This is a genomic window from Actinoplanes sp. DH11, from assembly GCF_020873875.1.
In the GTDB taxonomy this organism is placed as follows: domain Bacteria; phylum Actinomycetota; class Actinomycetes; order Mycobacteriales; family Micromonosporaceae; genus Actinoplanes.
Window position 1 is genome coordinate 63,536 of record NZ_JAHWGU010000001.1, and the last position, 12,242, is coordinate 75,777.

13 protein-coding genes are annotated in these 12,242 nt (G+C 70.8%); 8 read left to right on the top strand and 5 right to left on the bottom strand.

Annotated features, from left to right (window positions below; genetic code table 11):
- Together LPA41_RS00320 and LPA41_RS00325 are read left to right on the top strand one after the other, a co-directional pair.
- Complete coding sequence (locus LPA41_RS00320; protein WP_229067397.1) at window positions 1–1,179, top strand: glycosyltransferase; 1,179 nt, start codon at window positions 1–3, stop codon at window positions 1,177–1,179.
- A 30-nt stretch (window positions 1,180–1,209) separates the two neighbouring features.
- Complete coding sequence (locus tag LPA41_RS00325; RefSeq protein WP_229067398.1) at window positions 1,210–2,733, top strand: arylsulfotransferase family protein; 1,524 nt, start codon at window positions 1,210–1,212, stop codon at window positions 2,731–2,733.
- A 4-nt stretch (window positions 2,734–2,737) separates the two neighbouring features.
- Here LPA41_RS00325 and LPA41_RS00330 read toward each other — a convergent pair whose 3' ends face one another.
- The 3 genes from LPA41_RS00330 to LPA41_RS00340 are packed head-to-tail and all read right to left on the bottom strand — an operon-like array spanning window position 2,738 to window position 5,215.
- The gene (locus LPA41_RS00330; RefSeq protein ID WP_229067399.1) at window positions 2,738–3,460 is read right to left on the bottom strand and encodes a CDP-alcohol phosphatidyltransferase family protein; all 723 of its coding nucleotides are present in this window, start codon (window positions 3,458–3,460) and stop codon (window positions 2,738–2,740) included.
- Window positions 3,435–4,496 (bottom strand): iron-containing alcohol dehydrogenase family protein, encoded by a 1,062-nt coding sequence (locus tag LPA41_RS00335; protein WP_229067400.1) that lies wholly within the window; start codon window positions 4,494–4,496, stop codon window positions 3,435–3,437. Before LPA41_RS00335 ends, LPA41_RS00330 begins: the two co-directional genes overlap by 26 nt.
- Complete coding sequence (locus LPA41_RS00340; protein ID WP_229067401.1) at window positions 4,484–5,215, bottom strand: sugar phosphate nucleotidyltransferase; 732 nt, start codon at window positions 5,213–5,215, stop codon at window positions 4,484–4,486. Before LPA41_RS00340 ends, LPA41_RS00335 begins: the two co-directional genes overlap by 13 nt.
- Before the next feature lie 128 nt (window positions 5,216–5,343).
- Between LPA41_RS00340 and LPA41_RS00345 the strand changes: the two genes are divergently transcribed.
- The 3 genes from LPA41_RS00345 (at window position 5,344) to eccB (ending at window position 8,938) form a co-directional block, all read left to right on the top strand.
- On the top strand, window positions 5,344–6,438 hold the full coding sequence (locus LPA41_RS00345) for a PLP-dependent aminotransferase family protein (protein WP_229067402.1): 1,095 nt from the start codon (window positions 5,344–5,346) through the stop codon (window positions 6,436–6,438).
- 88 nt (window positions 6,439–6,526) lie between these two features.
- The gene (locus LPA41_RS00350) at window positions 6,527–7,654 is read left to right on the top strand and encodes a magnesium and cobalt transport protein CorA (protein WP_229067403.1); all 1,128 of its coding nucleotides are present in this window, start codon (window positions 6,527–6,529) and stop codon (window positions 7,652–7,654) included.
- 30 nt (window positions 7,655–7,684) lie between these two features.
- Window positions 7,685–8,938, top strand: coding sequence for a type VII secretion protein EccB (gene eccB / locus LPA41_RS00355; RefSeq protein ID WP_229067404.1), 1,254 nt, complete (start codon window positions 7,685–7,687; stop codon window positions 8,936–8,938).
- A 5-nt stretch (window positions 8,939–8,943) separates the two neighbouring features.
- On the opposite strand, the gene LPA41_RS00360 is transcribed toward eccB, so the two are convergent.
- A complete protein-coding gene (locus LPA41_RS00360) occupies window positions 8,944–9,495 on the bottom strand; it encodes a hypothetical protein (protein ID WP_229067405.1) in 552 nt (183 codons plus the stop codon).
- A 170-nt stretch (window positions 9,496–9,665) separates the two neighbouring features.
- On the opposite strand from LPA41_RS00360, the gene LPA41_RS00365 reads away from it, so the two are divergent.
- Both LPA41_RS00365 and LPA41_RS00370 read left to right on the top strand, forming a co-directional pair.
- Window positions 9,666–10,190, top strand: coding sequence for a peptidylprolyl isomerase (locus tag LPA41_RS00365; protein ID WP_229067406.1), 525 nt, complete (start codon window positions 9,666–9,668; stop codon window positions 10,188–10,190).
- Between the two features lie 23 nt (window positions 10,191–10,213).
- Entirely contained in the window at window positions 10,214–11,122 is a 909-nt protein-coding gene (locus LPA41_RS00370; protein ID WP_229067407.1) for a rhomboid family intramembrane serine protease, read from the top strand.
- Window positions 11,123–11,128: 6 nt separating this feature from the next.
- Here the strand turns inward: LPA41_RS00370 and LPA41_RS00375 are convergent, their stop codons facing one another.
- A complete protein-coding gene (locus LPA41_RS00375) occupies window positions 11,129–11,530 on the bottom strand; it encodes a PH domain-containing protein (protein WP_229067408.1) in 402 nt (133 codons plus the stop codon).
- A gap of 117 nt (window positions 11,531–11,647) precedes the next feature.
- On the opposite strand from LPA41_RS00375, the gene LPA41_RS00380 reads away from it, so the two are divergent.
- A complete protein-coding gene (locus LPA41_RS00380) occupies window positions 11,648–12,163 on the top strand; it encodes a hypothetical protein (RefSeq protein ID WP_374238084.1) in 516 nt (171 codons plus the stop codon).
- The last annotated feature ends 79 nt before the right edge of the window (window positions 12,164–12,242 follow it).

The following is a 12,242-nucleotide window of genomic DNA, read 5'->3' on the forward strand; positions in this document are numbered from 1 at the left end:
ATGAAGGTGGTGGTTGCGCACAACCGGTATCGCGAGGCGATCCCGTCGGGTGAGAACGTCATCGTGGACACCGAGATCGGCCAGCTGCGCGAGGCCGGGGTCGCGGTGGTGCCGTTCCAGCGGAGCTCGGACTCGATCGCCGGGATGCCGGCCGCGCAGAAGGCCCTGCTGCCGATATCCCCGATCTACGGCGCCCCGGCTCAGAAAGATCTCGCAAATCTGCTGAAAGTCGAGAAGCCCGACGTTCTGCACCTGCACAACCCGTACCCCCTCCTCTCGCCGTGGGTGATCCGCACCGCGCACGCGCACGGCGTGCCGGTGGTCCAGACCGTGCACAACTACCGGCAGGTCTGCTCCTCGGGGCTGTACTTCCGGGACGGCCACAACTGCCGGGACTGCCGCGGCAAGCTGCTCGGCTGGCCGGCGATCAAGCACCGCTGCTACCGCGGGTCGGCGGCGCAGAGCGCGATCATGGCGACCACGCTCGCCGTGCACCGGCCGACCTGGCGCTCGGTGGACCGCTACATCGCGCTCACCGACAAGATCGCGGCGCACCTGGTGGACTACGGCATCCCGCCCGAGCACATCGTGATCAAGCCGAACGGGCTGCCGGACCCGGGCACGCCGGCGCCGCTCGGGGACGGCTTCCTCTACGGCGCCCGCCTCTCCCCGGAGAAAGGCCTGGACCTGCTGCTCGACGCGTGGCGCCGGCACCCGGACGGCTCGCTGGGCGTGCTGCGGATCGCCGGGGACGGCGAGTTGCGGCCGCTCGCCGAGCAGGCCGCCGCCGACCGGTCGGACGTGCTCTACCTGGGCCCGCTGGACCGGGCCGGGATGACCGCGGCGCGTACCGCCTCGGCCGTGGTGATCGCGGCGCCGACCTGGGAGGACGTGCTGCCTACGGTGATCCTGGAGGCGATGTCGAGCGGCCGGGCGGTGCTCGGCACGGCGGTGGGCGGCATCCCGTACCTGATCGGTTCCGGACCGGAGGCGGCCGGTTGGCTCGCCGAGCCGGACCCGGCCGCGCTCGCCGCTGTGCTGCCGGTGGCCCGGGCGGGCGCCGCCGCCGCGGCCCGGGCGGCCCGGGAGCGGTACCTCCGCCACTTCCATCCCGACGTGCTCACCAAGCGGCTCATCGAGATCTACGCGGACCTGGATTCACAGCCGACGAACAGATAGTTCTCCCGGTGGCCGGGGAAATCCGCGACCGTGAACGAGCGATCAGGCATCTCCCGGCGGACACTGCTGACCACTTCCGCCGCCGCGGCCGTGCTGGCCGGCGGCGGCGGATTCCTCCTCGGGCGACGAGGCGACGGGACCACCACCGCGGCGGCCCCGGCGGCGCAGCCCGCCACCCCCGAGGCCAAGTACCGGTCCCGGCCCGACCTCGACACCCTTCCGGACGTCACCGTCACCACGCCGGCCACCGGCACCTCCGGCGGCTTCGTCTTCCTGACCCCGTTCGCCGGCAGTGCCCTGCGCGGGCCGCTGATCGTGGATGAGCGGGGTTCGCCGGTCTGGTTCCGCGAAGTGCCTGACCCGGCCACCGTCGCGATCGATTTCAAGCCGCAGACCTACCGCGGGCGTCCGGTGCTGACCTGGTGGGAGGGGACGATCGGCGGCACCGGCGGGCAGGGCGTCGGGCAGGGCGAGTTCGTCGTCGCCGACCAGTCGTACCGGGAGATCACCCGGATCCGGGCGGCCGGCACCGAACAGGCCGACCAGCACGACCTGGTGCTGACCACGCAGGGCACGGCGCTGTTCTGGGTGTACGACCCGGTGGCGTACGACCTCACCGGGCAGGGCGGGCCGGCCGACGGGGTGCTGCACGACGGCGTGCTCCAGGAGATCGACGTGGCGACCGGCCGGAAGGTCTTCGAATGGCGGGCCCGCGACCACATCGGCATCGACGAGTCCTATGCGCCGCTGCCGCAGGGCGACTCCGCCCACCTGCCCTACGACTACCTGCACCCCAACTCGGTGAGCGTGGACACCGACGGCCACCTGCTCTTCTCCGCGCGGCACACCTGGGCGGTGTACAAGGTGCACCGGCGGACCGGCGAGGTGATCTGGCGGATCGGCGGCAAGAAGTCGGACTTCCGGGTCGACGAGCGGTCGGCCTTCTCCTGGCAGCACGACTTCCAGCGGCGGCGCGACGGCAGTTACAGCGTCTTCGACAACGGCGCCGGGATCACCGTCGAACGGGACCACTCGCGCGGCCTGGTGTTCCGGGTCGACGAGAAGGCCCGGACGGTCACGTTCGCCGCCGAGTTCGTGCACCCGGAACGGCTGTCGGCGCCGACCCAGGGCAACTTCCGGGAGCTTCCCGACGGCGGGTCGTTCGTGGGGTGGGGCGAGAAACCGCACTTCACCGAGCACCACGCGGACGGCACCGTGCGACTGGCCGGGCACCTTCCGGCGGGCAACCAGTCGTACCGCGCGTACAAGGCGGAGTGGGCCGCGGCCGCCCACGACCAGCCGGCGCTGGGGCTGCGGGTGGAGGGCGGCAACACGATCGTCAGCGTCAGCTGGAACGGCCACACCGGGGTACGCCGGTGGCGCGCGCGCACCGGTGAGCAGCCGGGGAGGTTGTCGGCCGGGGCGGAGGCGGAGCGGTCCGGGTTCGAGACGACGTTCCCGGTCACCGGCATCCCGCAGTACGTGGTGGCGGAGGCGCTGGACGAGGCCGGTCAGGTGATCGGCTCGTCCAGCGCCATCCCGGTGCGGGTGTGATCCGTCAGCCGCGCAGCGCGGCACGCCCGGTGAAGGCGATGCTGGCGGCAAGGAAACCGCCGTTGATCAGGGTGAACAGCCCGACGAACCAGACCGTCAACTGCGGCGCCACGGTCAGCACCACGCCGGCCAGCGTCACCACGGCGCCGTAGTCGCGGATCAGTTTCACCGCGCGGACCGGCAGCGACTGGCTGGGCACCATACTCGACGCCTGGCTGCCGGTCTGCATCACCGAGGTGACCAGGTTGACCATCCAGGTGGCGGCGAAGGCGGCCAGCAGCCAGGCCGGGGTGTCCGGCTCCTGTGCCTTCGCCACCGCCGCCAGCGCGGCGACGAGCGACGACTGCACGGCGACGTCGCACAGCACGTCGAGCCGGCCGCCGGCCGGGCTGGCCTGCCCGGTCACCCGGGCCAGCTGGCCGTCGGAGCAGTCGAACGCGTACGCCAGCTGCCAGCCGATCAGCGCGAGCAGGCCGACCGGCGCCGCCCAGAAACCGTCGGCCACCGGCCCGGCCGCCGCGATCACGGCGAACGAGGTGATGCAGCCCAGACCGAGGTTGAACACGGTCAGGACGGTCGGCGACAGGTGGTGCTTGTGCGCGAACACCGCGATGCGCGAGCCGATCCGCTGACTGATCGCCTCACTGAAGAGGCCGCCGCCGCGATTGGCGGCGTAGTAGTCGGCAGCGGTCGGCGGGGCCTCAGCGGGCCGCGACGGCGTCGTCATACTCGGCCAGCCTCCGGTGGATCTCCTCGGGAGTCATCGCGAGGTGCTCCAGGATCGTGTAGCGGTCGGGACGGGTACGCGGTGCGAACTCGATCACCTGGACGAACTGCTCGGCGTCCAGGCCGACGTCACTGGGCGTCCGCGGCAGCTGGTGCCGGGCCAGGCAGTCGGCCATCTGGGCGAACCGGCGCTCGTCACCGCGCAGGAAGGTGCAGAAGAGCGCGCCGAGACCGGCCAGTTCCCCGTGCGACGCGGTGCCCGGGAAGAGCGAGTCGGTGGCGTGGATGATCTCGTGGCAGCCCCCGCTGCACGGCCGGCTGCTGCCGCTGACCGCCATCGCGAGACCGCTGGAGATCAGGGACTCGGCCAGCACCGTGACGAAGGCGTCGTCGTTCATGTCGCCGGGCATCGACAGGACGGCCTCGGCGCCCATCCGGGACAGCGAGGCGGCGAAGCCGTCGACCGGTTCGCCACGCACCTCGCGGCCCAGCTCCCAGTCGGCGAGCGCGCTGATGTTGCTGATCACGTCGCCGATGCCGGCCCGGTTGACGCGGTCCGGCCCGTTCTCCACGAAGTCCAGGTCGACGATGACGCCGAACGGGATGTGCACCCCGTACGACCCCTTGATCCCGTCGTTGACCAGGCTCGCCACCGGCGAGGCGATGCCGTCGTTGGCGAGGCTGGTCGCCACCGAGACCATCGGCAGGCCCCAGCGGCTGGCCGCGTACTTCGCGGTGTCGACGGTCTTGCCGCCGCCGATGCCGACCACCGCGTCGTAGTTGCCGGAGCGCAGCTTGTCGGCGAGCTCGAGCGCCGCGTCGAGCGTGCCGCCCGTGGTCACGTAGATGCCCGCCGAGGAGAGCGAGGGACGCAGCAGGTCGACGATCTGCTCGCCGATGCCCGGGCCGACCACCACGGCGACGTCGCCGCCGGCGGAGATCCGGCCGTCGGCAAGAATCTTGCCGAGGTCCGCGACCGCGCCACGCCGCACCTCGATGTGCAGCGGGGTCTGGACGCTACGGGCTAGTAGCGGCATGCGATTTCCCGCGCCTTGGCGAGGTCGTCGTGGTTGTCCACCTCGACCCACGGGAGGTCGCCGATCTCGGCGGCCCGGACCTCGCCGCCGCGGTTCGCGAACTCCTGGAAGCCGTCCTCGTAGTAGAGGTCGGGGTTGCGCTCGAAGGTGGTCTTGAGCGCGTCGGCCAGCGCGGACGCGGCGGACGCCTCGATGATGTTGGCGCCGATGTACTCGCCGTAGGCCTCGGCGGGCTCCATCAGCTTCGTAATCTTGGTGAGCTGGCCATCTTCATTGAAGACGGTCTTCATCTCCTCGTCGGCCAGCTTCTTCACAGTGTCGACAGCGAGAAGGATGCTGGGGCCGCGCTTGGCCAGCAGCGTCTGCTCCACGCTCACCGGGTGCACGGTGTCGCCGTTCACCATCAGTGCGCCCTGGGCGAAGTGGTCCCGGGCCAGCCAGAGGGAGTAGGCGTTGTTCCACTCCTCGGCCTTGTCGTTGTGCACGAGGGAGATCTTCACGCCGTACTTCTGCTGGAAAGCGTCGACGCGCTCCTCCACCGCGCCGGCGCAGTAGCCGACGACGATGGTCACGTCGGTCAACCCGGCGGCCGCCAGGTTGCGCAGCGAGATGTCCATGATCGTGGTCTCTCCGTCAACCGGGACCAGCGCCTTCGGGAGGGTGTCCGTGTACGGGCGCAACCTGCGCCCGGCCCCGGCGGCGAGTACCAGACCGATCATGGGGATGGTTCCTTCCAGCGAAGAGGTATGTGGTGCTGCCCCGCGAGGATAGCGGCATGTGTCCCAACAGCAGGACTCGCGAGGACCACAGGGAAAATGGTATAGACCCGGCTTCTAAGCTGATGGGCATGACCGCTGAGCAGCTGATCTCCTTTGCCCGTGGCGCCCCGTCGCTGGACATCGTCGACGTGGCGGGCCTGAAGGCCGCCGCCGCCCGTGCCTTCGACGCCGATCCGGCCGGTGTGACCGCCTACGGCACCTCCGTCGGTTACCTCCCGCTGCGGAAGTGGATCGCGGACAAGCACAACGTCTCCCCGGACCAGGTCATCGTCACGAACGGTTCGCTCCAGGCGGACGCGTTCCTCTTCGGCCACCTGGTGCGTCCCGGCGACGACGTGGTGGTGGAGAAGCCGACCTACGACCGGACGCTGCTCAACCTGCAGAACCTCGGCGCCAAGGTGCACCAGGTGACGCTCCGCGAGGACGGCATCGACATCGAGGAGCTGCGCGGCCTGCTCGAGTCCGGTGTCCGGCCGAAGCTCGCGCACATCATCCCGAACTACCAGAACCCGGCCGGCCTGACGCTGTCGCTGGAGAAGCGGCAGGCGCTGCTCGCCCTCGCCGCGCAGTACGAGTTCATCATCTTCGAGGACGACCCGTACGTGGACATCCGGTTCCGTGGCGAGCCGCTGCCCTCGATGCTCTCGCTGGACACCGAGAACACGGTCGTGCACGCCTCCAGCTTCACCAAGACCGTCTGCCCGGGTGTCCGGGTGGGTTACCTGGTCGGCCCGGCCGCGCTGATCGACGCGATCGCGAAGAAGGCCACCAACCTCTACATCTCCCCGGGCATGGTCTCCGAGGCGATCGTGCACCAGTTCTGCGTCTCCGGCGACATCGAGAAGTCGGTGCGCACGGTCAGCGCGGCGCTGGGCGAGCGGGCCCGGGTGCTCGCCGAGTCCATCCGCAAGCACATCCCGGGCGCGACGTTCACCGACCCGGACGGCGGTTACTTCCTCTGGGTGGACCTGCCCTCCGACGTGGATGTGGACAAGCTGTTCCCGGCGGCCATGAAGAAGGGCGTCGCGGTCGTCAAGGGCAGTGACTTCCTGCTGGACGGCGGCAAGAACTCGCTGCGCCTGGCGTACTCCGCGGTCACCGTCGACCAGATCGACGAGGGCGTGCGGCGGATCGCGGAGGCGATCGAAGAGGTTCGGGGCTGACGGCGTCCGCGCCGGTTCGGGTTCTTCCGAGCCGGCGCGGGGCGGACCGGGTAGCCTCGACGGGTTTGGCGATCCGGGGGAGGTTGGCATGACCGAGCGGGACACGGGCGCTTGGACCAGGGGCCGGCCTCTCGGCAAGCTCTGGGCCGCCCGGATGCGAGCGATAAACCCCTTCACCAGCAACGGCGACAACGGCGATCACCGCGTACGCACCGGTCCGCACGCGTTCGTCATCGACTGCGGCGTCTACGTGGCCGGCGAGCGGATGCCCGGTGAGTTCACCCCGGACCAGGCGCTGATCGAGGCGTCCCGGCGGGATGGTTTCGTCTGGATCGGCCTGCACGAGCCCACCGCGCACGAGATGGCGGCGATCGCCCGCACCTACGGGCTGCACGAGCTCGCCGTGGAGGACGCGGTCAAGGCGGAGCAGCGGCCGAAACTGGAGCAGTTCGGCTCGGTGCACTTCCTGGTGCTGCGTACCGCCCGCTACGTGCCGCACCAGGAGCTGACCGAGAGTTCTCAGGTGGTCGAGACCGGCCAGATGATGATTTTCATCGGCGAGCGGTTCGTGATCACGGTCCGGCACGGCGACGCGTCCGAGATGGCGCCGGTCCGGGCGGCCCTGGAGAGCGATCGTGCGGCGCTGCTGGAGCAGGGGCCGTGGGCGGTGGCGTACGCGGTGACCGACCGCGTGGTCGACAACTATCTCGAGGTGGCCGACCAGGTCGAGGCGGATCTGGACATCATCGAGGAGGGCGTCTTCTCCCGGGACCGGTCCGCACCGATCCAGCAGATCTACCAGTTGAAGCGGGAGCTCGTGGAGTTCCGCCGCGCGGTGGTGCCGCTGCAGCGCCCGCTCGCCGCGATCACGTCCAGCCACGGTCTGGTGCCCAAGGAGATCCGGCGGTATTTCCGGGACGTCCAGGACCACTTGACCCGGACCGTCGAGCAGGTCTCGTCCTACGACGACCTGCTCAACTCGATACTTCAGGCGCGCCTGGCCCAGGTGACCGTGGACCAGAACAACGACATGCGCAAGATTGCGGCCTGGGCCGGTATCGCCACGGTGTGGACCGCGTTCGCCGGCATCTACGGCATGAACTTCACCTACATGCCGGAACTGGACTGGAAGTACGGCTACCCCGGGCTGGTCGCCATCCTCTCGGTGATCACGGTGCTGCTCTACCGGGCCTTCCGCCGCAACGACTGGCTCTGATCATCGACGTTCGCCGATAGGATCGGCGGCGTGCACGAACTGCACTCGCATCGGTTCGCGGTGCAACGCGTGGTGTCCGCGGTGGTCGGTCACGAACCGGACCCGCCGCGCCCGCCGCTGCGCCGGGGCTGGGCGGCCGCGCTGGCCGGGCTGCTCGTGGCGGCTGTCGCGGTGGGTGCCGCCGCGGCGTACGGGCTGTTCACCGGGCACAGCCGGACCGTGGCCACCGATCCGGACGCGATCCTGCTCGACCGCCAGACCGGGACCCGCTACGTCTACCGGCCGGCGTCCGGGCGCCTGCACCCGGTGCTCAACTACACGTCCGGGCTGCTGCTGACCCGGGGGGACCGGCCGCGGCTGCGTACCGTGCGTGCCGATCGGCTGGCCGCGGTGCCGCTGGGTGAGCCGCTCGGCATCCCGGGCGCGCCGGACTCACTGCCGGCTGCGAAGGACCTGCTGACCGGGTCCTGGTCGGTGTGTGTGGCGGCGGGCGTGACGACGCTGCTGGTGGGCGCGGTACCGGCGGGTGGTGGCCGGCCGGACGGTCTGCTGACGCGCGACGGGGCCGGGCGGATCCAGCTGCTCGCCGAGGGCCACCGGTTCGCGGTCGCCGATGGGGCGCAGCGCGCGCTCGGCTGGTTCGGGCACCCGCCCTGGCCGGTGCCCTCGGCCTGGGTCGACGTGATCCCGGCCGGCCCCGAGTTGTCCGCGCCGCGGATCCCCGGCGCGGGCGGTCCCTCGGTGATCGACGGGCGTCCGGTGGGTCAGGTGGTGACCGACGGAAGTCAGTTCGCGGCGGTGCTGCGTGACGGCATCACACCGGTGAGCGCGTTGCAGGCCCGGCTGCTGGGCCCGGTGATCGCGATCGGCGCCGAATTCCGCCGGTTGCCGGCCTCCACCGCGCGCCTGCCCGCCGCGATCGGCCTGCCGGCCGGGATCCCCCGGCTGAGTGATGCCCCGGTGAGTGCGTGCGTCACCCTCGCGGGTGCGGATCAACCAGCGGTGGTACGGGTGGACGCGACGTTCCCGAGCGGCGCGGCACCGGCCGGGCCGACCCGGGTGGACCGGGTGCACGTGGCTCGCGGGCGCGGCGCGCTCGTCGCGCCGGCCGGTGACCCGGTGGACCTGGTCACCGACGCGGGCCTGCGGTTCCGGCTGTCGAGCCGGGACCTGCTGGCCCGGCTTGGATATGCGAAAGTCCAGCCGCTCCGGGTGCCGGCGGGGCTGGTCTCGTACCTGCCGGCCGGGCCGGCCCTGGATCCTGTCCGGGCCGGCCGAGCCTGACGGCGTTACCGGGGGTTCTGCTTGGTGGAATCGGCGACCGTGCCGTTGGCCGTGGTGTAGACGACCGGCTCGATCGGCTCGAACGCGGCGTCGTCCGCGCCACCGGCGTGCGTGGCGGGAGCCGGCTCGTACTCGTCCCACTGGGAGTCACGGCGACGCCGGGCGACGTACGCCGCGCCGAGGCCGACCGCGGTGCCGAGAAGCGCGTAACCGGCGAGCTTGCCCTTGCGGCTCGGCTTGCGCCCGGCCGCCTTCACGGCCTTCTTCTGGAGCTTCTCGGCGGCCTTGCGGTCCGCCTTGATCTCCTTCTTGCTCTGCTTCTTGGCCGTCTTGCCGGCCAGCCGGACGTTGTCCGTCGCCGCGGCCACCAGCGGGGTGAGCGCCGCGAGCGCGCTGTCCCAGCTGTCCGTGGCGGCGTCCTTCGCCTTGGTGGCAGCGGGCTGGACCCGGTCCCGGGCCGCGTTGAACTTGGGCGCCACCGTCGCACCCGTCTCCTGTGCGGCGATCGACGCAGCGCGCTTGAAGTGATCCACGCTCTGGCCGAGCTCGTTCCGCATCTTCGCCTTGCGGCTTCTACGGCGCAATGTTGCGAACACCAGTGCCCACCTCCTGTGGTCTTCTCCCAGGCCATGTTGCCTTCTCGGGTACCCCCGCGCGGCCGGATCCCCGACATGGGGGAGGATCCGAATTGACGAGAGCAATCCCATCACCGCAGACGGGAGTACCCGTGGCCGAGAACATTTACGCCACCCTGCACACCAATCACGGCCCGATCCGGCTTCAGCTCTTCCCGGATCACGCCCCGGCGACCGTCCGCAACTTCGTGGAGCTGGCCGAAGGCACCAAGGAGTACAAGGACCCGCGTACTGGTCAGACGGGCAACGGCCCCTACTACGACGGCACCATCTCGCACCGGGTCATCCCCGGTTTCATGGTCCAGATGGGTGACCCGACCGGCACCGGTCGCGGCGGCCCGGGCTTCCAGTTCGCCGACGAGTTCCACCCGGAGCTCAGCTTCGACCGCCCGTACCTGCTCGCCATGGCGAACGCCGGCCCGGGCACCAACGGTTCGCAGTTCTTCATCACCGTGGCGCCGACCCCGCACCTGAACCGCCGGCACTCGATCTTCGGTCAGGTCGCCGACGAGCAGTCCGCGAAGGTCGTCGACTCGATCGCCACCACGCCGACCGGACCGGGCGACCGGCCCCGTGAGGACGTCGTGATCGAGCGCGTGGAGATCGAGCGTTCCTGACCACTCCGGGTACCTTTGGTGCCATGAGTGAGGCTCCTTCGACCGCGCCGGTGTGTTACCGCCATCCGACGCGGGAGACGCTCATCACATGCAGCAGGTGTGGGCGACCGATCTGCACCAGCTGCATGAACGACGCGTCCGTCGGCCACCAGTGCCCGGACTGCGTCAACGAGGGACGTCGCAGCCAGCGGCCGGCACGCACCGCCTTCGGGGGCAGTCGTGCCGGCCACCTCGGCTACGTGACGACCGCCATCATCGTGATCAACTCGCTGGTCATGCTGGCGTCCGCGGTCATCGGTGGCCCCCGGGCGCTGGCCGGCTCCGGCAGCTGGTTCGGCCTGCTCGGCTCCGGCACCGGGCTCACCGACTGGGGCGAGGTGCTCGGCGTTGCGTACTACCCGGACGGCGAGCTGCACGGCATCGCCACCGGCGAGTGGTACCGGCTGGTCACCGGCATGTTCCTGCACTACGGCCTGCTGCACCTGCTGCTCAACATGCTGCTCGTGGCGCAGCTCGGCCGCTACCTGGAGGCCCAGCTCGGCCCGCTCCGGTTCGCCGCGCTCTACCTGCTCGCCGGTCTCGGCGGCAACGTCGCGGCCTACGTCTTCCAGGCGCCCAACCAGCCCTCGGCCGGTGCGTCCACGGCGACGTTCGGCCTGGTGATCGCGGTCATCGTGGTCAACCGGCGGATGATGCGCGACTCCAGTCAGCTGGTGCCGCTGCTGGTGGTGAACCTGATCTTCACCTTTACCATTCCGGGCATCTCGATCGCCGGTCACCTGGGTGGCCTGGTGGCGGGCGCGGCCGCGAGCGTCGCGCTGGTCTATGTGAACCGGCCCAACCGCGGCCTGAAACAGGCGATCGGCTGCACCCTGATCCTGCTGGCCATCGTCGCGGCCGCGGTCTATCGCACGCAGGGTCTGCTGGGTTAGCTTGGCTCAGCGGCGCAGGTCGGCCAGCTGGGTGACCACGTCCTGCGGGAGGGCACCCAGGTCGTTGGCGCTGTACAGGTAGAGGGCGTCGCCGGCGTCGATCTCCAGGAGCTCACTGCGCAGGCCGCGGCGGACGGTGCTGTCCACCCGTACTCTCTCGATCTTCGACCAGGGCAGATGCCGGCGGCGGGCCAGGCCGGTGACCACCGTGACGCCCTGAGCGTCCGCCGTCAGGCGGACCGGGATCAGCAGATCCCGCAGTGCCCAGCCGGTGAGGCCGGCCGCGGCCGCGATCGCGAGACCCCAGCGCACCGGGTCGCCGCCGCCGAACGCCGCGACCAGAACCAGCGCGGCGACCGCGCCCATCAGCTTCGTGACCGGGAGGACCGGCCTGACGCGCCACTGCATGACACAACTATGTCAGCGCGTCACAGAATGAACGGCACCACGCGTACCGCTTGGCTGTAATTCGATATTCAGCCGGGTCGCCGACTCCTCGTCCGTTCATCCCGCGTTGAACATCACATGGACGTGTTCGCCAGTACGTTCCACCAAGCCGCAGATGCCGGATCGGCCAGTCCGGCCGCGAATCGGCACATGACCGTCTTCCGAAGCTGCGTCGACCAGGACGACCCCGCAGTCCTGGTGGTCCGGTGCGCCAGGCCCGGCGCGCCGCTCTCCGGCGACTACCACCTGCTGCTGACCCAGCGCCGTCTCGTGGTGACCCAGGAGACGCGTGCGCTGCACCGGGTCCGCCTGCACCTCAATGCGAACCTGCGCCACCTGAGCAATGTGACGTGGCGCCTCGAAGGCTCCAAACCCGGCATCGAGCTGGCCGCCACGGCGGTGGACGGGGTGCGCGAGCGGTTCCGCCTTCGGCTGGGCGACACGGCGGCCGTCTGGCGGGTGGAAGACCTGCTCCGCCAGGTCTTCCACGGCCGCCGTGCCGAGCCCGCCCCCGCACCCGCGCCGGCCTCCTCCCCGGCTCCTGCTCCGGCGCCCGCCCCCGTGGCGGCGCCGGCGCGCCTCGCGTTCGCCTGAGCCGTCTCCGCGCCTTCGCCGGCCGCGCCTTCGCCGGCTCCGGGCCCTCGCGTTCGCCTGGATCCGGTTCGGCGCCCTC